Origin of the sequence: Flavobacterium restrictum (genome assembly GCF_007097245.1) — a bacterium.
GTDB lineage: Bacteria > Bacteroidota > Bacteroidia > Flavobacteriales > Flavobacteriaceae > Flavobacterium > Flavobacterium restrictum.
The window spans coordinates 18,328-40,715 of record NZ_VJZT01000009.1 but is presented as its reverse complement, the minus strand read 5'-3'; the positions used below and the strand labels follow the sequence as shown (position 1 = coordinate 40,715).

The window sequence follows — 22,388 nt, the reverse complement described above, 5'->3', positions numbered from 1 at the left end:
CTAGTTGTTAGGTTTGCTTTTATGGGTGTACAAAATCAAATCAATTATTCGTGACGAATACCCAATTTCGTTGTCGTACCAGCCCACTACTTTGACCATTTTATCGATGACTGATGTTAGTTGCGCATCAAATAAGCAGGAATTAGGATTCCCAATACAATCCACCGACACAATGGGATCCTCTGTATAATCCAGAATTCCTTTTAAATTTGTTTGTGCTGCTTGCTGGAAGGCTTGGTTTATTTCGGCTATTGTTACTGCACGTTTTACGTTGAAGGTAATGTCCGTCAGGGAGCCATCAGGTACGGGAACCCGAATGCCGCAACCGCCAATTTTGCCTTCCAAATCTGGGAAAATTTTGGTCAAAGCCTTGGCCGCTCCTGTAGTTGTTGGGACTATAGATTGACTCGCTCCACGCGCTCTTCGCAAATCCTTATGCGGTTGATCGTGTAAACTTTGATCCGTTGTGTAGGAGTGAATAGTGGTAATATAGGCTTGCTCGATACCACACAAATCGGCTATGATTTTGATCATTGGCGCAGCATTGTTAGTGGTACAACTCGCATTCGAAATAATGGTTTCGGTTCCGTCCAAAATGTGTTCATTGACACCCAAAACTACTGTTTTTATAGTGTCAACCTCGGCAGGAGCGGAGAGAATCACTTTTTTGGCACCAGCAAGAATGTGATCATTTATCTCGTCAAAGGTTTTGTATTTTCCAGTTGATTCTACCACATAATCAATGTCATGTGATTTCCAATCCAAGTTGGCGATGTTTTTTTCGTGAAAAAACAAAAAATGACGTCCATCTACTACAATTCCAGTAGCATCACTACTTACCACAGCGGGCAAAACGCCATGAATGCTGTCGTATTTAACGAGATGCGCCATGGTCTTGGAGTCTGCAATATCGTTTATGGCAACGACTTCTATGTGAGGGTGATTGAGTAGCAGTCGAAATAAGTTACGACCAATACGTCCAAAACCATTTATAGCAATTCTTATTTTTGTCATTTTAAGAAGACAGTATTAGCTAAAGGGCTTATAAAATATGTTTTTGAGCTTTGTAGGAGGAACGTACCAAAGGGCCACTTTCTACATGACGAAAACCAAGTTCCAAGCCGTATTTTTCGTATTTGGCAAATTGCTCTGGCGTTATAAATTCCTTAACGGGTAAATGTTTTTTGCTAGGTTGTAAGTATTGCCCAATGGTAACCACGTCAACATTGGCAGTACGCAAATCCCGCATGGTTTGGTATACTTCCTCTTCTTGCTCGCCCAATCCCAGCATAATTCCGGATTTGGTGCGCTTGATTCCCTTCTCTTTCAAGTAGCGCAAAACTTCAAGACTGCGGTCGTATTTGGCCTGAATGCGCACTTCACGGGTCAAGCGGCGTACGGTTTCAACATTATGAGAAACCACCTCGGGATTGGCGGCAACGATGCGATCCATATTGCGTTCGATACCCTGAAAATCAGGAATCAATGTTTCGAGAGTGGTATTGGGATTCATTCTACGTATGGCTTTTACGGTTTCGATCCAAATAATCGATCCTCCATCTTTCAAATCATCACGATCCACACTCGTAATCACGGCATGTTTAATATTCATGATCTTGATGGAGCGAGCCACTTTTTCGGGTTCATCCCAGTCTACGGTTTCGGGTCTACCGGTTTTTACACCACAAAAACCACAAGATCGCGTGCATACATTTCCTAAAATCATGAACGTTGCAGTACCTTCGCCCCAGCATTCGCCCATGTTTGGGCAGCTACCAGAGGTGCATATTGTGTTCAAACTATATTTATCTACCAAGCCTCGAAGCTCGGTGTATTTTTTTCCTATTGGTAGTTTTACCTTCAGCCATTTTGGTTTCGCCACAGTTACTTCGGCTGTGTTTTTGGTTGCTAAAGGCATGTCATTTTCTAAAACAGTTTCCATATTTTCAATTTTCGAATGACAAAGATAAGGAAACTACTGGAAAAAAGTGGGTTTTATATGCTTGTGGATTTGCTTTAAAAAAAATGTTTTTTTCTGGTTTTGTCCAATTGATTTGTCGCTTTAAAAACGGCTTAAATAGTAAAATTACAGTTTGTATTTCACTTCAAATAAAACATAGCCTGATAGAGAGCTAAAACGTATTATTTCAAAATAATTAGCGGTACTATTATTTTGTATTCGAATAGGATTATCAATATTCATTATATTATTACCTGATAAACTAAAGGCCCATTTGCTTTTTGATTTATTATATCTAACTCTTGGATTTAAATTGTAGATTTCACTGTCAGAAGTAGCTGTGCTTTGTTTATCATAAGTTAAATTCAAATTCCAAAATATGTTTTTTAAAGCTTTTCCATTAAAGTTCACAAATAGTCTTTTTTCTTTTAAAAATGAATTTGATTTTTCGTAATCGTAATTGTTAATTGAACCAATATAACCAGTTTCAAAATTAACTGGGAATAACTTATACTTGGATGACACTTGTACTAAAAAAGAGGTGGAAATTGTGTTATATTGATTTGCAATATTTTCAGTAAAAGCTATTTTGTTAGTTTTAGAAATGGATAAACTATTTGTGAAAGAATATAATTTTGTTAAGTTTTTTTCTAAAAAATACATTCCAGAAATGGATTCTTCGTATGGACTTAATTTGAATAATGTTTGGTTACTATTATTGGTATTTATATTGTTTGTACTTACTGATTTTTCTTGTTTAGTATAGTTTCCGTTAATAATAATAGTGGTTTTTGATTTGTAAATAAAATAGTTCAAATTGAATTGATGAAGTGGTATTTCTGAATTATAAGTTACATTCTCATTAGAATTAAAATTTCTGTAATCAATAATAGTCCTGTTTTGAAGTAATGTTTCTATTACTGGAAATTTAGTCGATAATTGATAAGAGAAATCTATAATGTGATTTGGATTGAAAATGGCTTTTATATCAACTTTTGGAAAAAAATAGTGACGATTAAAATTTGAAATTTCATTGTATTTTTTCATTATGTAATGATGTGATAAACCAAAACTATAACTGAATATTTTTTTTGGCATATACGTAAAGTCAAACCCAAAATAAGAATCGTTAGTTTCAATATTAAGATTGTTGTAAAAAGAATCTTGATTTTTCACACTATTTAGAAATGTTTCATTTTCAAATTTAGATCCAGATAGTATATTAAGTGTGTTTTCTTTTAATTTTAAGCTGAATTGGGCACTGTATCCCAAATCGCTGTTTTTTATATTTCTATTTTGATTTATTTCATAAATATTGTTTGCAAACGTTAAATTTAAGAATGGATTTGTGGCGTAAATATTTTTTTCATTGCCATTTGTGTTTTTATTGTAAAAAGCATTTATGTTTAAAAGCATTTTAGGATTAACTATTCTGGAAAATACTAAATTATTTTTTATATAAATAGTTTTATTTGTCGTTTTATCATTTATGGTATTTTCAAAACCTATTGTGTTGTTTTCAGTATTTTGATTTGAATTTGTATTGTTTGCATTTAGGTTTATTAAATATTTAAAAATAGTTTTATCATTTGGTTTGTAATAAGATTCCATTTGTGTTGAACTAAATATGCTGATTTCTTTATTCTTAAGTAATTCATTGTTTTGAATTGGCGTCCCAGCTGTAAAATAGTCTTGAATTATAAATTGTTCTTCAAGTTGATTTGCTTTGTTTAAAATTGAACTTAAATTTATTTTTATTTTAGGAGTTGGTGAGTATACTAAATTGAATGCAGCAAAATTTGTTTTGCGTTCTTTTACATTATTTTGAGAAGTTAAAAATTTTGGAAAATCATCAGCTTTGCTAAAAACTACTTTGCTGTTGTTTTCTATTCCATAGTTGTCTTTATCTTCGGTCAAACTAAAATAATCCTGAAGCGTAATTGCTTGTTTTCCTGTGTTATTGTCTTCTAAAATTAAAGAAGTTTTTAGTTTTTTTCTAAAAGAGAAAAGACTGGAGTGAAGATTGTATATGTTGTAATATCCCGCCGAAGCTTCAATACTACCGGATATTTTATTCTTAAATTCATCTTTAATATTAATGTTTACAGCAGTTACGCCACTTTTGTTCTCTGTAATGACCTTTCCAAAATCTTTGTAATTTTTTATTAATTCAACATTTTTTACCATTGTAGATGAAATGTTTTCGGTAGCCAATTGGTGTTGATTCCTGAAAAATTCTTCGCCATCAATCAAGAGTTTGTCAATTTCTTTTCCGTTTGCAGTTATTTTTCCATTGGAGTTAATATCTAATCCAGGGAGTTTTTTTATAATATCTTTTAGCGACTCTTCCGTTCCATTCATAAAATTTTCAACACTATAGGTCAGCTTATCGCCTTTTTGTTTCATTCCTGTTGATTGTGCTTTTACAATCAATTCGTCTAATTGGTTTTTGTTTTCAATTAGAACACACTCAAAAATAGTAGTAGTCTTATCGTTAATTTCAATTTTTTTGTACAAAGTATTGTATCCTAGATAAGTGATTTTTAGGATGTATAAGCCTGTTTGTTTTACAGAAATAGCAAACAAACCAAAATCATCAGAAACACCAAAAGCAACAGTTTTGTTCGTGTTTGAGTTTAAAATTTGAATATTAGATGAAGAAATAATTGTATCACTAGCGTCCTTGACTATACCATGAATTATAGTTTGTGAAAAAACACTTGTACACAATAAAAGCATTAAAAAAGCAGTTGTAAAATGTTTTATTTTCAAAAAAATAAGGGTTATTTAAGTGTTGAAAAAATAGAAGTTGAACTTAGATGAGAGTCAATACTATTATAAAAATTATCAAGAGATTCTTGTTTGCTTTTATTTTCAGGTTCATTTACAGGAAGATTTTCTTTTGTGATTTTTATTCGATCCAGAGTAATGACACTATAACCGCCTAGATCAACTTTTAGTATAAGTCCTGGTAAGCCCCAAAACTCTACTGGGCCATCATTAATAGGAATTTCATCGCAAAACCAAGCGCTAACTGGAAATATGTCTTTTGTTGTTGTTGCTTTTGTACAATTATATCCATTTATTACAGCCTTTTCATCGGTTATTATCCATTGGTAATCAGTAAGTTTGTCTTTGGCACTAAAGTTTTTATTTTGAATTGTATATTCTTTTAATAGCAGGTTGTTTTTGAGGTCTTTGTATGTTATGTCTGACGAAGGCACAATTACCTCATTATATGTTGGGAATTTTATACCATCGTGTTCTATAAATGAAGTGTCAATAGATGATTTTTGAATGGACACCATTGTGTAAATTGATTTTTTATTGCTGTAAGAATAGGTAAAGGTTCGTGGCTTTATTTCACTAGATTTACCATCATCTTCTCCCATTGATTTTATTGAGGTACTTACGTAAACTGCTTTAATGTTTTGGCCATAGCTTATTATTGTGGCAATTAATAGAATAAATATTTTTTTTTTCATGATATGATTTAATTATTAAAAATAAAGAGGTGCAAAAAACACCTCTTATACTTGGACGGTATTTATAGTCTGTAATCAGTACAATGACTATATACAGTTGTAATTCTAACACCATGTGACTCTGTGACAGTTCTTCCTATTTCATAGCAAAATGAAAAACGATCTTCTTCTGACTTTGTTTTGAAAACTTCTTTAGTTTCCTCATTTAGATTTGAAATTAATTCCATTGGCTGATTTTTCAAAGCCTTTTCGGTTGAATTAATTTTTAATTGTCTGTCATTTGCAAAAGCAAAATTAGAAAAGCATACAAATGCTACTGCGATAAAAAATGTTTTTTTCATGTTTTAAAAAATTAAAATTAGTAATAAAATACTTTGGTTAACCGTTTGTAAAGCAAAAAAAAAAAATAACATTTACAAGTAAAATCCTGTTTATTTTTGTTTTATATATAATTGTTTTCTTAAATTATTTATTTGCCAAAAGAGGCTACTTAATTGTTAATTATTGATAATTGTAGTGCGTAATTATGAGAATTCTGTTATTTTAAGCATGTTGATTGCCTTTGTATTTGAAAAGAATGTTTGATTTTAGTTGCCAAATTCATTTTTTTAGTTAAATCAATCATATATTTGTCCCTCAAAAAATAAATAAAAATGAAGACAAAAAATATCTTATTCGCATTAGTTTTCGTGACTCTTGGACTTTCAAAATCGAATGCGCAAATTAATTTTGGCGAAAAAGCATTAGGTGCCGTTCAAAAAGGCTTGGCAGGATTTACCTTTAGCGATGCCGATGCTGCTAAATTATCTAAAGCCGCCGTCGATAAAATGGATGCTGAACACACCATTGCAACCGCTACAGATCCCTACACCATCAGGTTGAATAAAGTTTTTGGTAAATACACCCAAGGCGACGGTTTTACGCTGAATTATAAAGTGTATATCCTAAAAGAAGTGAATGCTTTTGCCACCGCCGATGGGAGCGTTCGCGTGTTTTCTGGGTTGATGGATATTATGGATGACAACGAATTGCTAGCTGTTATTGGGCATGAAATTGGGCACGTGGCGAAACATCATTCCCGCGATGCCATGAAAGCGGCTTACAAAAAAGAAGCTTTGATTGATGCTGCTGCGTCACAATCTCAAACTATTTCTACGATTACCGATAGCCAGTTGGGCAAACTAGGAAATCTAATGATTGATAGCCAACACAGCCGAAAACAAGAAGCCGAAGCGGATGAGTTCTCCTATAATTTTATGAAAAAAAATGGCTACGATGTCAATGCCGTTGCTGCAGCCTTTTCAATCTTGGCTACGATGAGTCAAGGTGCCGAAGCTTCGTTTCTAGACCGGATGATGAGTTCACATCCCGATTCAAAACAACGTGCCGAAGATGCCAAACAGCGCGCCATTGCCGATGGTTTGTACCAGCCTTATGTGCAAAAAAAGGAAGTCCCAGTTGCACCGTCGACTAAAAAGCCAGTAACGAAAAAGAAGAAGAAGAAAAAATAGTTTTTGAACGCATAAAAAAAAGCAGTACCCATTTTTGGTACTGCTTTTTGCTTTACGTAATATGACAATCGGTTACTTGTATCCATTTTAAAAATGGGACACAGATGACACGGATTTGAACGGATAAAAACAAATTTTTATATAGCAATCTGTGAAAATCTGCCTAATCCGTGTCCTATTATTGCATTGTTAGTCCGCTTGGCGGACAGTCTTATTAAGTATTACCAACACTATCTTAGAATATGTATTGGTTCAAAATGTAATTTGTTAATCTAAATTCAACACTATTGGTAATCCGTAGGCGATTCGAACGGGTTGATTGTCCATTATTGCGGGCGACCATTTTGTTTTTATGGCTTTCAAACCATCAATAATCTCTTTTTTCAAATCGGGTTCAATGGTCGTGTCTACTACAATTTCGCTCATAGTTCCGTCTTTTTCAATCACAAAGGAAACGTGAATTTGTGTAAAAACTTTATAATTTAATTCGGAGGAATCTAAATTTGCGCTTATTTTTGAATAAAAATTTTGAATCCCGCCAGGATATTCTGCTACTTTGTCTAATTCATTTAGATTGATAATGACTCTTTCGTTTTCAATAGCTACTTTTCGTTTTTTTACCGAATCCAAAGCAACGCTGCTCGGCAGAAAAGTCAAACTAGGAATTGTTCTTTGTGGATTGGGTACTACTTTGTTTTTGGCAAAACTTGGAGTTTGCAGTAACATCAGGATTCCCATGAGCGCGCATACACCGTATTTTGCAGGATGGTGTAGTGCTGAAAATTGATTTGGTTTTGCATCAACAATTGTGTTTTCGATTTGGGATTTTTTGCTTGTGTACATGTTTACTTTTTTTTTAGGATTACTACTTTTTTTAGTTAGACCTTAAATGTGTTTTAATAAACATAACTTTAAATTAAAACAAACTTAACATTAACTTTACATAAAAGTAAAAAAAATAAGTTTTCGAAAAACATTTTGAAGCATTATTTTTGAAAGCTTAACATTGGAAATCAGTATTTTAAATCAAGAAAGGCAATTGTGTGTGTTTTGAAAATCTGCGGACATAAAAAAAGCAACACGTTCTAGGTGTTGCTTATCAATGTAAATGGGATAAAATCTCGTTTTATAAATTATTCCATCTGAATAATAATGGGTAAATTATAGGCGGTTCGAACTGCTTTTCCAGCCAAAATTCCTGGAGTCCATTTTGTTTTTAATGATTTCAAAACACGAACCGCTTCGTTTCCTAGTCCGTATCCAGGATCTTTTAGTACTTGAATAGCAGTCATGCTCCCGTCTTTTTCGATAACAAACGACACATACACTCGAATCGCTTTGCTGCTTTCTATTTCTGGTTTTTCAAAATTATTGCCCACATACATATAGAATTTATTGATGCCACCAGGAAATTCAGGTAGTTTGTCAAGTGCTACTGTGGTTACAATTGCATTGGTATCAGTAGGTAGTGTGCTAGTGTTTATAACCGCTCCAGTAGTTGCGCTTGCTGTGCCAGTTGTGCCACCATCAGTAACTGGTGCGGTTGTATTTGCCACACTATTTAGCGGTACGTCTGGGCTGGCGAGATTGGCTTGAACAATAACAGGATGTGCCATTTGACTGGTTTTTACGGGAACCTCGATTGGGTTTTTTACCCTTGGAAGCACCGCTTTTGGCTTAACCAAAGGATCTATAATCAGGTTCAGATGAATGGGTCTTATTACGATTCCGGGAATACTATCAGGTGGTAAACTTGGTGCTTTGAATAGATTAAGTATCATGGGGACACTAACTGCTGAAACGAGTAGCAACATTCCTAACAAGAGTGCTTGGAAGGATGTTTTGGTGTTTTCTTGGCGCAGCTGATAGGCTCCGTAGGCTTGGTTTCGGTTTTCAAAAACAAGATTAATCCAGTTGGTTTCGTAAATACTTAATTGTGACATGATTTCGGAATTTAAAGGTTACGTATCAGTCCAATCATAAGCAGCGTTGTTTAATATATTAACGCCAATAGTATTCGTTTTAGTGTGTTAAAAAAGTATTATTTTTCAACTATTTTAAGAGTAATTTAAATGATATGGCGTAAAAAATATTAAAAACTACCGTTTTCCTTCGATAATTTCGGCAAGTAGTTTTTTGGCTCGAAGCAATTTAATTTTGACATTGCTTATGGGTTCGTCAATTTTATTAGCAATTTCTTGATAACTTAACTCTTGAAAGTAGCGCAACTGAATAACTTCTTGATAATGTGGTTTCAATTCTTTGATGAATTGCAGTAACTGCGAAAGGTTTTGTTCCGTAATTAATACGTCTTCTGCAGATGGGGTTGTGTCGGCAATATTGTAGGCTTGGCGGTCTTCTTCATCGGTAATTTCGACAAAAAGGTTGGATTTTTTTTTGCGTAACAAATCAATATGAACGTTTTTTGCAATAGCTATCAACCACGTATTGAATTGAAATTCACTGTTATAAGTTGCAATTTTGTCAAATGCTTTGGAGAAGGTTTCAATGGCAATGTCCTCGGCGTCGGTTTCGTTTTCGGTACGTTTAAGCATGAATCCGTACACTTCGTTCCAATAATAATCCAATAGAAACGTGAAGGCAATTTGGTCGCCTTTTTTTGCTTTTTCTATCTTTTTGTTTATTTCCAATGTACGGGTTTTGAAAAAATATTGGTAATGAAGACATTAATTTGTGTAACTACAAGCGTCAACTCAATAATAGGATACCAATATACAACATCTTTTTCTTTTAATTTACTGGCCCCAAAACCAATGACAATCCAAGTAACCAAATACCTAAAACCGATGATGCTCAAAACGATTATCCATTGAAATTGAAACGCCAATAAAAGTATGGAAAGCAGTATAAACAACAATTGCGATAGGTAAAAAAGTCCTAATTGCAACTTGTCAAACGGTTTGTAAAACTGTGCTGTGGCAACATGGCGTCGTTTTTGAGTAAACCATTCGGTATATTTTAGTTTTGGTTTCGAATAGGTAAAACCTTCGGGAGCGAAGCAAATGGTGGTGTTCTTGGAACTTGCGGCTTGATTGACAAACAAATCATCGTCGCCAGATCGAATTTGCATGTGGTCAATAAAACCATTTACATTAAAAAAAACTTCCTTTTTGTAGGCTAAATTTCGTCCCACACCCATATATGGATGTCCTAATTTTGCCCATGAAAAATATTGAATAGCGGTCAAAACCGTTTCGAAACGAATGATTTTATTCAAGAACGAATTGGCTATTTTTTCATAACCACCATAGCCCAAAACAATCGTTTTTTGCATAGTAAATTGCGAACTCATAGTCGCAATCCAATCCGTTGATGTAGGGTAACAATCTGCATCTGTAAAGAGTAAATACTCTTTTTTTGCCGCTTTTATTCCCAGGGTTAACGCATATTTTTTGTTGCCCCAAAAGGCTTCATTGTTGGCTACTTTTACCAAACGTACATGGGGATATTGTTGTTCAAAACCTTCAAAAATGGCTCCGGTATGGTCACTTGAAGCGTCATCGATGAGGACAATCTCAAAGTCAGGATAATTTTGTTCCGCCAACAAAGGAATAAAATTTATGATGTTGTCTTCTTCATTTTTGGCACAAACAATAACGGATATTGGAATGCGTTTGGGGGTTGTTTTTATTGCTTTCGCAAAAGAAAACTTCCCAAAAACGCCTAAATAATAAGCGATTTGAACCACCGTGATGAAAATAAAGAAGTATAAATTAAATAGTAGCATTGTTTTTTTTTTGGCTTTTAAATCGAATGCAAAGGTAATTATCAATTGTTAATTTTCAAGCGTTAGAGGGGAATTACTTTTGGCATTTTTTCATTTCTTGTGCAATGGAACAGGCTTGTGGACTTCCAGTTTTTTCTAATGCTGTAATAATGTTTTTGAAATTGGTTTCATCTCTATTTTGCGATAATTTCTTTTTGGCTTGAATGGCAGTAATTTCTATTTCAAAAGCTACGATTCCATTGGTTTGCAGCATTGTTCTTCTAGAAAATTCTTCTACTTTGACTGGATTTTCAGAAATTTGTTCGTATTTATCAACGAGTTTTTTTAAGGAGGCAGCAACGGCATCTCCCGTTATAATTTTGATTTTTCCGTAAATATGTACAGCGATATAGTTCCAAGTGGGGACATTTTCATGGTCGTACCACGAGGAGGAAATATAACTGTGTGGGCCTGTGAAAATGGCCAAAACTTCCTCGTTTTGAGTACAACTTTTCCATTGTGGATTTTCTTTGGCAAGATGTCCAAATAAAATTTGTTTTCCATCAGTATTGGTGTCTAATTCGAGCGGAATATGAGTTGCCCACAAGCTACCATTAGTTTGATTGACCAAAATTCCAAAACTATTTTCATGGAGAAATTGGGTTATAGCTTCTTGATCTTCATTGCGATATAAGTCTGGAATGTACATTTTAGTTGGTTTATAAAATAAATGTATCGGTTTTAAATCACGTTAACTTCGGCTTCTATGGCAATACCAAAGGTTTTGAGAATGGTATCCTGAATGTTTCTTGAAACGGCTAGAATTTCCGCTCCTGTTGCGGTACCATAATTGACTAATACAAGCGCTTGCTTGGTGTGAATTCCCGCATCGCCAAAACGTTTCCCTTTGAAACCTGCTTGTTCTATAAGCCAACCCGCAGGGACTTTTACCTCGGTTGGTGAAATGTCGTAGTATTTCATTTCTGGAAATTTCTGGTGTATTTTTTCAAAATCGGTTTTCAAAACAATTGGATTTTTAAAAAAACTACCACTGTTTCCCAGTACTTTAGGATCCGGTAATTTACTTTGCCTGATGGCTATTACGGCATTACTCACGTCAATTAGGCTGGGAGTTGTTATGTTGTTGTTTGTCAACTCTGCTGCAATATCGCCATAGGAAATATTGATTTTATGGTTCTTTTTGGTCAATTTAAAAACAACCGATGTGATGATGTATTGGTCTTTGGCTTCGTTTTTAAAAATACTTTCTCGGTAGCCAAAATGGCATTCGTCCTTGGTAAATGTTTTTATCTCCTGACTGGCAATTGCCATGGCAGTACAGGAAACAAAAGTGTCTTTAATTTCGGTACCATACGCCCCAATGTTTTGCACGGGAGTAGTACCTACGTTGCCAGGAATGAGCGACATGTTTTCTAAACCACCAAAATCTTGGTGAATGGTCCACAATACAAATTCATGCCAATTTTCTCCTGCTTGGCTTTCGACCCAAACAAAATCATCGTTTTCTTGGATTATTTTTTTGCCCTTTAAATCAATATGAAGTACTAATGCGTCAATATCTTGTGTCAAAAGCATGTTGCTGCCACCACCCAAGATAAATTTTTTTTGAGTACTATTTTCTTTTAAAATTGTTGCTAAATCGGTTGCATTTTGTACCGATGCAAATTGTTTGGCTTTGGCTTCAATGCCAAAAGTAGTGTAGTTTTTTAGAGAGAAATCAGCTTGTATTTCCATAAAAGTTCTTTTTTATTTTAAAAAGCGTTGGCATAAGTTTTCATCCAGATGTGCATCATGAACAACGGCATGATGTAGGGAATCATTTTGGCATCTCCGTTTTGTAAATTTCCAATTAATTTTTTGGCATCAATGTTTTTAAAATAATCCATTTGAAACAAATCGCTGGTGGCAAAAGCAGTTAATTCGTCCTTAAAAGCGGGGCTTTTAGTAATATAATCACCCCAAGGTGCACTCAATCCTACTTTTTTGAATTTCAAAATTTCTTCGGGCAATCGGTGTTGCATGGCGGTTTTAAGGACATATTTTCCTTTTTTGCCCGTAAAAAGCCATTTGTCATCTAGCGATCCTAAACCAGTCAGTAATTTGGGACTCAAAAATGGTTCTCTGCATTCTATAGACGCGCCCATCGTGCAGCGGTCATTGCGATCTAGTAGCGAACACATATACGTATGCTGGTCAAAATACAAGGCTTGCCGACGCAAATTGTCAGGATATAAGGCTTTTGCTTCGGCATAAATTTGTTTTCGATACTCGTTTTTTGGTTCTTTTTTTATTCCAAAAGTAGCTGCAATATCAGCTGGATAAATATTTGATCCATTGTAGAGAATCAAATCTTGTGGGTTTTTGATTGCTGAATAGCGCATTAGTTTTTCGAAACGCGGTTTTTTGGCAAATAAATCGATGCTTCCTAAAGTGGCAATTGAGTGGAGTAATGACGGGTATTGTAAAGTTTTGTAGCGCACGTAGCCACCCATTAATTCATCGGCTCCTTCGCCTGAAAGCAATACTTTGACGCTTGGTTTTGCCATTTGTGAAACCGATAATAAATGAGGTTCACTCAAGTGCATTATGGGTTCGTCCTGAAAATAAGTCGCTTTTAATAAGGAATTATATAAGGCCTCATCTTCAAGGTGCATCGTGTGGAATTTATAATCAAACTTGTCCGACAGCATTTGGGCAAGATGCGATTCGTTATGGTGTTTTTCTTTGAAACCAATATTAAAGGTTTCTATGTCCTTGAAATTTTGTCGGTACAAAGACGCCAAAATCGAGGACGAATCGAGTCCGCCACTCAACAAAACACCTACGGGAACATCACTCACCATTCTGGATTTTACGGACTCGTCAAACGTTTCTTGAAACCACTCTACAGGATTGACAATAGCGGACTGGTTTTGAATTTCGGATTTTAAGTGCCACCATTTTTCGGTAGTCACTTTTCCGTTTTCAAGGATCGTCATGATGTGTCCGGGAAGGACTTTTTTTACGTTTTGGTACAACGTATTTTCACCTGCCACAAACCGGTTAAAAATGTATTCTTCTAATCCGTCTTGTGCCATTTTTAGGGGAACACCAGCGGTAAAAAGGGCTTTTTGTTCGGAACCAAAATAAAAACTTTCGTTGTAAAACGAATAATACAAAGGTTTTACACCCATTCGATCTCGAACGACCGTTAGCTTTTTTTCGACTTTGTCCCAAATGGCAAAAGCAAACATGCCATCAAAACGGGACAGCATTTTCAGCCCATGGAGTTGAAATAATTTTAATAAAACTTCGGTATCGGTACCCGTTTTAATTGCAAAACCATTGCTTTTTAGCTCTGGATAAAAGTCTTTATAATTATAGATTTCGCCATTATAAACCATAGCGTATCGGCCATCGTCAGATAAGAAAGGTTGGTGTCCCGCTGCTGAAACGTCTAAAATAGAAAGTCTTACGTGTCCTAAACCTAGGTTGTTGTCCATATAAATTCCTTTGTCGTCAGGGCCTCGATGTTCGAGCGAATCTCTCATTTTAATCAAAATGCGTTCGTCAATTTTGCGTTGGGACAAATGAAGTATGCCGTTAATTCCACACATGATTAAATCTTTTTTGAAGCGTTAATTAATTCATGATATTTAGCTGCTATAATTTTCATATTGGTAGTGTAATTCGCATTTTCTGCTATAAATTGTCTGTTTTTTTGAACTGCTTGTTCGCGGTATTCTTTGTTTTCAAATGCCCAAATTAATTCATTAGCCAGCATTTCATAATCATCAATTGCAACAAGTTGCCCGTTTTTGCGATGTGTAATCCAGCTCTGGTTTCCTTCAATATCCGTTACTATGGGATAACATTTGCTTGCCATGGCTTCAAATAATGAAGCCGAAACGCCCTCGGTTATTGGCATGCTGATGTATATGTTGGACTGTTGTAATAGTTGCGGTAAAGCTGTGTTTTTAATCCTTCCAGTAAAGAGTACTTTGTCCTCGATTTTTAATGTTTTGGCTAATTCCTGCAACGGCTGCAATTGTTTTCCATCGCCCACAATAGTAAGTACGAAATCTATTCCTCTTTGGTTTAAAATTCCAAACGATTTTAAAATAATGTCATGACTGTATTCCGGTAATAGCGACCGAGTAACAATTGCATGTATTTTATTTGGGTTGGCTTGATTATTGTCGTCAAAGCTATCTAAATCAATTCCTTTTGGTAAAACCAATACTTTGTTCATATCCACATTGGCTTCTTGCATCGAAATGGTCATAACTGGCCCCCAAGCGTGTATCAAATCGGCTTTTTTGAAAGCATAATCTTGAATGAATTTTTTCAAGGGTAACGTTGCTGATTTTTCAGGCCAGAGATCGGTTCGTCCCTGTTGGGCAATCGCTATTGGTTTTACACCGGTCATGGAAGCCAGAAATCCATAGCTAGTGGTTCGCTCGGCAATTACCATATCAGGTTGCTGTTTTTTGATAATTTTTCTTATTTTCAAAAGAGCCAGTTCAAATTCAACGATTCGCATCATTCGTTTGACTACACCGTTGCTTGGCGTTTTTAGTTCCCAAGTAATGATTTCGAAGTCGCCAAATTCGCGAAGGCCGTTCATCCAAGTAATAGCATCTGCTCTAAAGGATTCTCCTAGAAAAAGTATTTTTCTTTTTTTTGAGGTATCCATTTTATTCTTCGGAGGTTAATGCTCGATTTATAAAATCATTTAGCGGTTTCAAAAGTATTAGTTTTTGGCTTATTTGACCCACAAAATCTTTTTTGGTAAGCGATTCGATTTCGATTTTTTGCGAAGTTTCGAAACTTTTTAGTTTCAAAAAATCGATAGCGGGATGGTCTTTTTCGTATCCACGTGGTGGATTTTTGAGTAAATTGGATTCATTTCGGTCAAAATCCACAAACTCTTTTTGGAATTTAGGAGCTGCCAAAATGGCTTCTAAATCATCGTAGAAATAAGCGATTTCTTTACGCATTTTTTTTAAATCGGGGGCTTCTGGACAATACAATCCGCCTGCAATAAAGCTCGCTCCTCGCTCCACATGAATGTAATAGCCAGAGCGATTGGTGCCTTTGCCGCCAGAGGAAAGCCAAACGCCAAAATGCGATTTATAAGGCGTTTTATCTTTAGAAAACCGAATATCCCGATTGATTCTAAACGTACAATTTTTGACTTCTAGCATTTCAAGAGTGGGATCCAAAGGTTTCATTACATCCAGTAAATCAGCTACCAATTGTTGGTAGTCTTTCTTGAAAGCTTCGTAACGTTTTTTATTTTCTAGAAACCATTCTCGGTTGTTGTTGGCCTTTAAATCGTCTAGAAATTGGAGTGTGTTTTCTGAAAGCATTGCTAGCGTATTAGAGTTGTTTTTTTAAATCATCTTCGCTTATAAAACCCGCATGTTGCCATTTTAATTCCTTATTATCATACAATAATAAGGTGGGTAATTCCGTAATTTTCAATTCTTGTAGGATGGTTTTATTCTCGTCAGCATTCAAGCGAATGATGGTTATTTTTGGGGCTAATTCTTTTTGCATTTGCAGGAGGTAAGGCGTCATTTTTTTGCACGGAGCACACCATTCGGCATAAAAATTAATCAATACTTTCTTGTCGGAATTCAATAATTCAGCATATTCTTGACTGCAAATGCCAATGATTTTATCGCTTGGTTTGGCTAATCCTGCAGCATTCCATTTTAGGATTCCGCCATCTAATTCATAAATAGTGGTAAAGCCTAGTGCTGCTAATTTGGCTGCGGCTTGTTTGCTTCGTCCGCCGCTTTTACAGTACACAAAAACAGGTTTTGTTTTGTCGTATTTTTGCGAATCAGCAGTAAAGGAGCTTCCTAACCAATTGACATTTATGGCATTGTCAAGATGTTCCAAAGCAAATTCCTCTGGGGTTCGCACATCTAAAATTGGAGTATTGGGAGTCGCTTTTATTTTTTCAGAAAAAGCAGCGGCAGTTATGGTTTGGACATTTTTGCTGGTTTGTCCGTGGCAGGAAAAGAGGACGAAAGTAAAAACGGCAAGGACTATTTGGTAGCGTTTCATGATTGTTTTTTGCTAAAAAATTTAGGCTAAAATAAGTCTTTTTTAAATTTCTAAACCCTTTTTAACGATTAAATAGCATTTATAAGTTGAAAATTTTATAACTCTGTTGTGTTGATTTTACAATTGTTTCCGTGCGTTCGGCGTGGGTGTCCGAGATGAAAAGTTGTCCAAAAACGGCGCTGTTAACCATTTCCATGATTTTGGCCACGCGACTTTCGTCTAATTTATCAAAAATATCATCAAATAGCAACAATGGTTTTACGCCACTTTGTTTTTTCAAAAATTCAAATTGTGCTAGTTTCAAAGCAATCAGAAACGATTTTTGCTGCCCTTGCGAACCAAATTTCTTGATGGGATAGTGGTCTATTTCAAAGGATAAATCGTCCTTGTGGGTTCCCATGCTGGTGTATTGCAACATGCGGTCTTTGTTGATGCTGTCCTGCAAAAGTGTGTGTAAATTGTTCTCGAATAAGTGGCTTTCGTAGACTAATTGTACCGTTTCTTCGGCTCCCGAAATGGCTTGATGGTGGGTATTAAAAATAGGAACAAAGGCTTCGATGAACTGTTTTCGTTTCTCAAAAATAGCATGTCCTAATTCGTGCAACTGCTCATTATATATAGCGAGTGTATCCGTTTCAAAAACATGGTTCAAGGCAAAATATTTTAGCAACGCATTGCGCTGACTCATTACTTTTTGATACTGAATCAGTTGTTTTAAATAATGGGAATCCATTTGCGATATCACGCTGTCCATGAATTTGCGTCTGGTTTCGCTGCCTTCAACAATCAAATCCCTATCTGCTGGCGAAACAATTACGAGCGGAATAAAACCGATGTGATCCGAGAATTTATCATATACTTTACCATTTCGTTTCAGGATTTTTTTTTGTCCTTTTTTGATGCTGCATACAATTTGTTCGGTTCTTTCGTTTTTTTCGAATTCGGCATCAATCACAAAAAAATCTTCTCCATGTTTGATGTTTTGTGTTGCAATGGGATTAAAATAGCTTTTTCCGTAGGCAAGATGGTAAATAGAATCCAGGATGTTCGTTTTGCCAATTCCGTTTTTGCCAACAAAGCAATTTATTTTGTGGTCAAATTCAAAATCGACTTCCGAAAAATTTTTATAATTGAATAAAGCTATTTTTTTTAAATACATGGAGTGATTCTTGCTGCTATTGAAGGATTTAGCCCTTTGTGGGTGTTCGTTTTTTGGAGGCTGCAAATTATTGAAAAATATTGATAAAACGAGGCTTTTGTTGTTTTCTATTTTGATTTTTTAAATATAAAAGCGAGGGAAAAATTGGCTTTAGAAATTATTTTTTATTAAAATCAATATAAATTCATTTTTTTTACGTCGGTTTGAATAAAAATTTTATTTTTGCGGCTCACTAAATTAATTTGAAATGGCTACTTACAGCAAACGAGGATATAAAGCACCAAAAGAAAAGGCAATTGACGATGCAGTTGAAGAGGTTATTGTAGACGAAAAAAACAGCGCAACCGCTGAAGTTTTTTCTAAACTAGACGAAACGGCTTCTAGAACAGAGGATTGGGTGGCTAAAAACCAAAAAATAATCATCGGTTTTGTGGCTGGTGTGGCTTTGATTACCGTAGGTTACCTTGCATATCAAAAATTTGTTGCAAGTCCTAAACAAGATGAAGCAGCTAACGAAATGTTTGTTGCCCAACAAAATTTTCAAAAAGCTACCGATGGTGTTGCTACGGATTCGTTGTATAAATTGTCATTGAATGGTTCCGAAGGGAAATTTGGATTTGTTAAAATTGCCGATGAATATTCAGGTACTGATGCTGGAAATTTAGCTAATTATTACGCGGGAATCGCTTTTTTGAACACGGGTAAATATGCAGAAGCGATTGATTATTTGAGCAAATTCAAATCAGAAGATATTGTTTTGGGCGCATTAGCAACGGGTGCAATAGGAGATGCTTATTCTCAAAAGAACCAACAAAAAGAAGCTTTAGAGTTTTATGTAAAAGCAGCCGAAGCGAACAAAAATGATTTTACTACGCCTCGTTTCTTGTTGAAAGCTGGGAAAACAGCTTTGGCATTAGGGAATAAAGAAGATGCTTTGAAATATTTTACAGATATAAAAGACAATTATGATGCTACTCCAGAAGCGGCAGCTGTAGATGTTTTGATTGGATTGGCGCAATAAAACACGCTCAATCAAAGAAATAAAGGTTAGAAGTTGTAAAGTTTTTTGATTCATTTAAAAACGGTACATTTCTAATCTTTTTTTATTAGAATAACCACTACCTTTAAGTTTCTAAATTTTAAAAAAATGGCTACGATTAATAAAAATTTATCAGATTATGATAAAAACTCGATTCCCGATGCAAAGAATTTTCGTTTCGGAATTGTTGTTGCTGAATGGAATGAAACGATAACAGAAGGACTTTTTAAAGGCGCCATCGAAGCACTTTTAGAAAATCAAGTACCCTCACAACACATTATTCGCTGGAATGTTCCCGGTAGTTTTGAATTGGTGTATGGAGCCAAAAAAATGCTTCAAACCCAAAATGTTGATGCGGTAATTGTCATTGGATGTGTTATTCAAGGACAAACCAAGCATTTTGATTTTGTATGCGAAGGGGTTACGCAAGGCATTAAGGATTTGAATGTACAAACGGATATTCCTGTAATTTTTTGCGTCTTGACGGATAATACCTTGCAACAATCGCTTGATAGAAGCGGAGGAATTCATGGTAACAAAGGAACAGAAGCGGCTATAGCTGCCATCAAAATGGCCTATTTGCGTTACCAAGCCTCGTTCAATCACCAGTTTGAAAAACAACAATTATTGTCTTCGGAGACGTTGCAAATTGAAGGTTTGCCATTATTAGAAGAATAAAAAAAGTATAAAATTCAAGAAAAACCTATACTCCTTTATTAAGGGTGTAGGTTTTTTTTATGAATATTTTAGGTATAAAACCCAATAGAAATTCCTTAAATTTGTGAACTTTGAGTTTGCAAATGGGAACTCTAAACTCTAAAATCCGAAATCTAAAAATGTCGAGTATTATTCAATTACTTCCTGATCATGTTGCTAATCAAATTGCTGCTGGCGAAGTGGTGCAACGACCTGCTTCGGTTGTAAAAGAGCTTTTAGAAAACGCAGTCGATGCCAGAGCAACCGACATTAAATTAATCATCAAGGATGCTGGAAAATCATTAGTTCAAGTCATAGATAATGGTTTGGGAATGAGCGTTACCGATGCCCGTTTGTGTTTTGAACGCCATGCCACATCAAAGATCAGGCAAGCCGAGGATTTATTCTCGTTGCATACCAAAGGTTTTCGGGGTGAAGCCTTGGCCTCTATTGCGGCAATTGCTCATGTTGAAATGAAAACCAAACAAGACCAGCAAGAGTTGGGCACGCATCTGGTGATTGAAGGGAGCAAATTTGTATCGCAAGAGGTAGCGGTTTTGCCCAAAGGAACTTCGTTTGCTGTGAAAAACCTTTTTTATAACATTCCCGCTAGGCGCAATTTCTTGAAATCGGATATAGTGGAATTTCGTCATGTTGTGGACGAATTTCAGCGTGTTGCCTTGGCACATCCACAAATACATTTTACTTTTTACCACAATGGCAGCGAAATGTACAATTTGCCTCCGTCCAATTCACGGCAACGAATTGTGAATTTTTTTGCTGGAAAAACTAACGAAAAACTAGTTCCTATTCAGGAAGCAACCGAAATCGTTACCATTGATGGTTTTGTGGGCAAGCCAGAATTTGCCAAAAAAGGGCGTGGGGAACAGTTTTTCTTTGTGAATGATCGGTTTATAAAAAGCGGTTATTTACACCATGCCGTTATGGCGGCTTATGATGGCATTTTGAAAGAGGGGGCACAGCCGAGTTATTTTATATATTTAACTGTTCCTCCAAACACCATTGATATTAATATTCATCCCACCAAAACCGAAATTAAGTTTGATGATGAGCAAGCGCTGTATGCTATTTTGAGAGCATCCATTAAGCACAGTTTGGGACAGTTTAATGTGGCTCCTGTTTTGGATTTTGATCGGGATGCCAATCTGGATACGCCCTATCATTACAAGGATTTAGACGGTGCTACACCCACAATTCAAGTCGATAGCAATTACAATCCGTTTGCAGAGGAGACACCCAATCCTCATTATGCGTCGGCGTATCGAAAACCGGAAGTGAAGTCGCATTGGGATGGTTTGTATGTGGGTTTAAAGCACGATACCGCCGAGGTTGGCACCATGACATTTGAGAATGAAGAAATTACATCTTCGCTTTTTAATGACAGTGACATTGAGCAAACGGTTCACAAAACATACCAAATTCATAAAAAATACATTGTTTCGCCTATCAAATCAGGAATGGTAATTGTGGATCAGCAACGGGCACATCAGCGTGTGTTGTACGAACAATTTTTGACGAATATGACGGTGCATCAAGCCTCAAGTCAGCAATTATTGTTTCCTATTCATTTGTTTTTTTCGGCCACTGAAATGGAATTGATTGCCGATTTGCAATTGTCGCTCGTTAATACCGGTTTTGTTTTTGAAGAAACCACCGAAGCTTATATTGTTATTTCAGGAATCCCAATAAACAGCACCGAAAGTGAAGTTTCGATTGTTTTGGAACAACTGTTAAGCGATTTACAAGACGGAATTCCAGAAAGTAGCTTTAGTCAGAATGATACCATTGCCAAATCAATGGCCAAAAGTTTGGCCGTAAAAACAGGCACTTATTTAACCGAAAAAGAACAAGAAAACTTGGTAAACGGGCTTTTTGCCTGTAAAGATCCCAATGTTTCCCCATTTAATAAACCCACTTTCATCACGATGCGTGTGGAAGATTTAGACAAAAAATTTGCAGTATGAAAAATGTAACAGAAACCGTAAAACAGCTAATTATAATTAACGTTTTGTTTTTTGTTGGTACTTTAATTCTAAAAGAACCGGCTTACAGGTACTTGGCGTTGTATTTTCCAGAAAGTCCCAATTTCGAATTTTGGCAACCCATAACCCACATGTTTATGCACGGCGGATTTATGCATATTTTATTTAATATGTTTGCGTTGTACTCATTTGGCTCGGCATTGGAACATTTTTGGGGAGGCAAAAAGTTTTTGTTTTTCTATATTTCTTGCGGGTTGGGAGCTGCATTGATACATACGGGAGTAAATTATTATTTTTTTCAAGATGGATTGAACACATTGCTTCAAGACGGATTTTCTAAATCAGAAGTGTTAGCTGTTTTGAACGGAAAAAACAATCAAGAACTTATTGGACTATTGAATGGTGCCGATTTTAGAAGTTTTATTGACGCTTTTTCAGGAAGTGCAGTTGGTGCATCTGGAGCCATTTACGGAACGATTGTCGCTTTTGCTTTTATGTTTCCAAACGCAGAGCTAGCCATGATGTTTATTCCCATTCCCATTAAAGCCAAGTATTTTGTGCCTGGACTGGTTTGCATCGATTTATATCTCGGTTTGAATGGTGGAGAATCTATTTTTGGTGGTGCAGGCGTAGCACATTTTGCACATGTAGGGGGTGCACTTACAGGTTTTATAATCATGTGGTATTGGAAAAAAAATCAGTTTCATCAAAACCGTTGGAACTAAAAAGG

The 22,388-nt window shown here is 35.7% G+C and carries 21 protein-coding genes; 5 read left to right on the top strand and 16 right to left on the bottom strand.

Going from position 1 to position 22,388, the window contains the following annotated elements:
* From gap to FNW21_RS09680, 5 genes are all read right to left on the bottom strand, one after another.
* Nucleotides 1-1,014 carry a type I glyceraldehyde-3-phosphate dehydrogenase gene (gap, locus tag FNW21_RS09700; protein ID WP_144256542.1) on the bottom strand — a complete coding sequence of 338 codons (1,014 nt, stop codon included), beginning with the start codon at nucleotides 1,012-1,014 and terminating at the stop codon, nucleotides 1-3.
* 28 nt (nucleotides 1,015-1,042) lie between these two features.
* Nucleotides 1,043-1,942, bottom strand: coding sequence for a lipoyl synthase (gene lipA, locus FNW21_RS09695; protein WP_144256541.1), 900 nt, complete (start codon nucleotides 1,940-1,942; stop codon nucleotides 1,043-1,045).
* A 144-nt stretch (nucleotides 1,943-2,086) separates the two neighbouring features.
* On the bottom strand, nucleotides 2,087-4,699 hold the full coding sequence (locus FNW21_RS09690) for a carboxypeptidase-like regulatory domain-containing protein (protein WP_235889621.1): 2,613 nt from the start codon (nucleotides 4,697-4,699) through the stop codon (nucleotides 2,087-2,089).
* A gap of 44 nt (nucleotides 4,700-4,743) precedes the next feature.
* The gene (locus FNW21_RS09685) at nucleotides 4,744-5,445 is read right to left on the bottom strand and encodes a GLPGLI family protein (RefSeq protein WP_144256539.1); all 702 of its coding nucleotides are present in this window, start codon (nucleotides 5,443-5,445) and stop codon (nucleotides 4,744-4,746) included.
* 62 nt (nucleotides 5,446-5,507) lie between these two features.
* Complete coding sequence (locus FNW21_RS09680) at nucleotides 5,508-5,786, bottom strand: hypothetical protein (RefSeq protein ID WP_144256538.1); 279 nt, start codon at nucleotides 5,784-5,786, stop codon at nucleotides 5,508-5,510.
* Nucleotides 5,787-6,098: 312 nt separating this feature from the next.
* Here FNW21_RS09680 and FNW21_RS09675 point away from each other — a divergent pair, with 312 nt between their 5' ends.
* Nucleotides 6,099-6,956: a M48 family metalloprotease gene (locus FNW21_RS09675; protein WP_144256537.1), complete on the top strand. Its 858-nt coding sequence runs from the start codon at nucleotides 6,099-6,101 to the stop codon at nucleotides 6,954-6,956.
* Nucleotides 6,957-7,223: 267 nt separating this feature from the next.
* Here the strand turns inward: FNW21_RS09675 and FNW21_RS09670 are convergent, their stop codons facing one another.
* The 11 genes from FNW21_RS09670 to recF form a co-directional block, all read right to left on the bottom strand.
* Nucleotides 7,224-7,799, bottom strand: coding sequence for an energy transducer TonB (locus FNW21_RS09670; protein ID WP_144256536.1), 576 nt, complete (start codon nucleotides 7,797-7,799; stop codon nucleotides 7,224-7,226).
* A gap of 290 nt (nucleotides 7,800-8,089) precedes the next feature.
* Nucleotides 8,090-8,899 carry an energy transducer TonB gene (locus tag FNW21_RS09665; RefSeq protein ID WP_144256535.1) on the bottom strand — a complete coding sequence of 270 codons (810 nt, stop codon included), beginning with the start codon at nucleotides 8,897-8,899 and terminating at the stop codon, nucleotides 8,090-8,092.
* 156 nt (nucleotides 8,900-9,055) lie between these two features.
* Nucleotides 9,056-9,607, bottom strand: coding sequence for an RNA polymerase sigma factor (locus FNW21_RS09660; RefSeq protein ID WP_144256534.1), 552 nt, complete (start codon nucleotides 9,605-9,607; stop codon nucleotides 9,056-9,058).
* On the bottom strand, nucleotides 9,598-10,704 hold the full coding sequence (locus FNW21_RS09655; protein ID WP_144256533.1) for a glycosyltransferase: 1,107 nt from the start codon (nucleotides 10,702-10,704) through the stop codon (nucleotides 9,598-9,600). Before FNW21_RS09655 ends, FNW21_RS09660 begins: the two co-directional genes overlap by 10 nt.
* A gap of 73 nt (nucleotides 10,705-10,777) precedes the next feature.
* Entirely contained in the window at nucleotides 10,778-11,392 is a 615-nt protein-coding gene (locus tag FNW21_RS09650) for an FMN-binding negative transcriptional regulator (RefSeq protein ID WP_144256532.1), read from the bottom strand.
* Between the two features lie 32 nt (nucleotides 11,393-11,424).
* Nucleotides 11,425-12,438 (bottom strand): UDP-N-acetylmuramate dehydrogenase, encoded by a 1,014-nt coding sequence (murB, locus tag FNW21_RS09645; RefSeq protein ID WP_144256531.1) that lies wholly within the window; start codon nucleotides 12,436-12,438, stop codon nucleotides 11,425-11,427.
* Between the two features lie 17 nt (nucleotides 12,439-12,455).
* Nucleotides 12,456-14,300, bottom strand: coding sequence for an asparagine synthase (glutamine-hydrolyzing) (gene asnB, locus FNW21_RS09640; RefSeq protein WP_144256530.1), 1,845 nt, complete (start codon nucleotides 14,298-14,300; stop codon nucleotides 12,456-12,458).
* 2 nt (nucleotides 14,301-14,302) lie between these two features.
* Nucleotides 14,303-15,379, bottom strand: a complete 1,077-nt coding sequence (locus FNW21_RS09635; protein WP_144256529.1) for a glycosyltransferase — start codon at nucleotides 15,377-15,379, stop codon at nucleotides 14,303-14,305.
* 1 nt (nucleotide 15,380) lies between these two features.
* Complete coding sequence (locus FNW21_RS09630; RefSeq protein WP_144256528.1) at nucleotides 15,381-16,055, bottom strand: DUF2461 domain-containing protein; 675 nt, start codon at nucleotides 16,053-16,055, stop codon at nucleotides 15,381-15,383.
* Nucleotides 16,056-16,065: 10 nt separating this feature from the next.
* Entirely contained in the window at nucleotides 16,066-16,761 is a 696-nt protein-coding gene (locus tag FNW21_RS09625; RefSeq protein ID WP_144256527.1) for a thioredoxin domain-containing protein, read from the bottom strand.
* A gap of 79 nt (nucleotides 16,762-16,840) precedes the next feature.
* Nucleotides 16,841-17,920, bottom strand: coding sequence for a DNA replication/repair protein RecF (recF, locus tag FNW21_RS09620; RefSeq protein ID WP_144256526.1), 1,080 nt, complete (start codon nucleotides 17,918-17,920; stop codon nucleotides 16,841-16,843).
* 247 nt (nucleotides 17,921-18,167) lie between these two features.
* Between recF and FNW21_RS09615 the strand changes: the two genes are divergently transcribed.
* The 4 genes from FNW21_RS09615 (at nucleotide 18,168) to FNW21_RS09600 (ending at nucleotide 22,383) form a co-directional block, all read left to right on the top strand.
* A complete protein-coding gene (locus FNW21_RS09615) occupies nucleotides 18,168-18,941 on the top strand; it encodes a tetratricopeptide repeat protein (RefSeq protein WP_144256525.1) in 774 nt (257 codons plus the stop codon).
* A gap of 126 nt (nucleotides 18,942-19,067) precedes the next feature.
* Nucleotides 19,068-19,637, top strand: coding sequence for a 6,7-dimethyl-8-ribityllumazine synthase (gene ribH / locus FNW21_RS09610; RefSeq protein ID WP_144256524.1), 570 nt, complete (start codon nucleotides 19,068-19,070; stop codon nucleotides 19,635-19,637).
* 158 nt (nucleotides 19,638-19,795) lie between these two features.
* Complete coding sequence (gene mutL, locus FNW21_RS09605) at nucleotides 19,796-21,640, top strand: DNA mismatch repair endonuclease MutL (protein WP_144256639.1); 1,845 nt, start codon at nucleotides 19,796-19,798, stop codon at nucleotides 21,638-21,640.
* A complete protein-coding gene (locus tag FNW21_RS09600) occupies nucleotides 21,637-22,383 on the top strand; it encodes a rhomboid family intramembrane serine protease (protein ID WP_144256523.1) in 747 nt (248 codons plus the stop codon). Before mutL ends, FNW21_RS09600 begins: the two co-directional genes overlap by 4 nt.
* Nucleotides 22,384-22,388 lie beyond the last annotated feature (5 nt).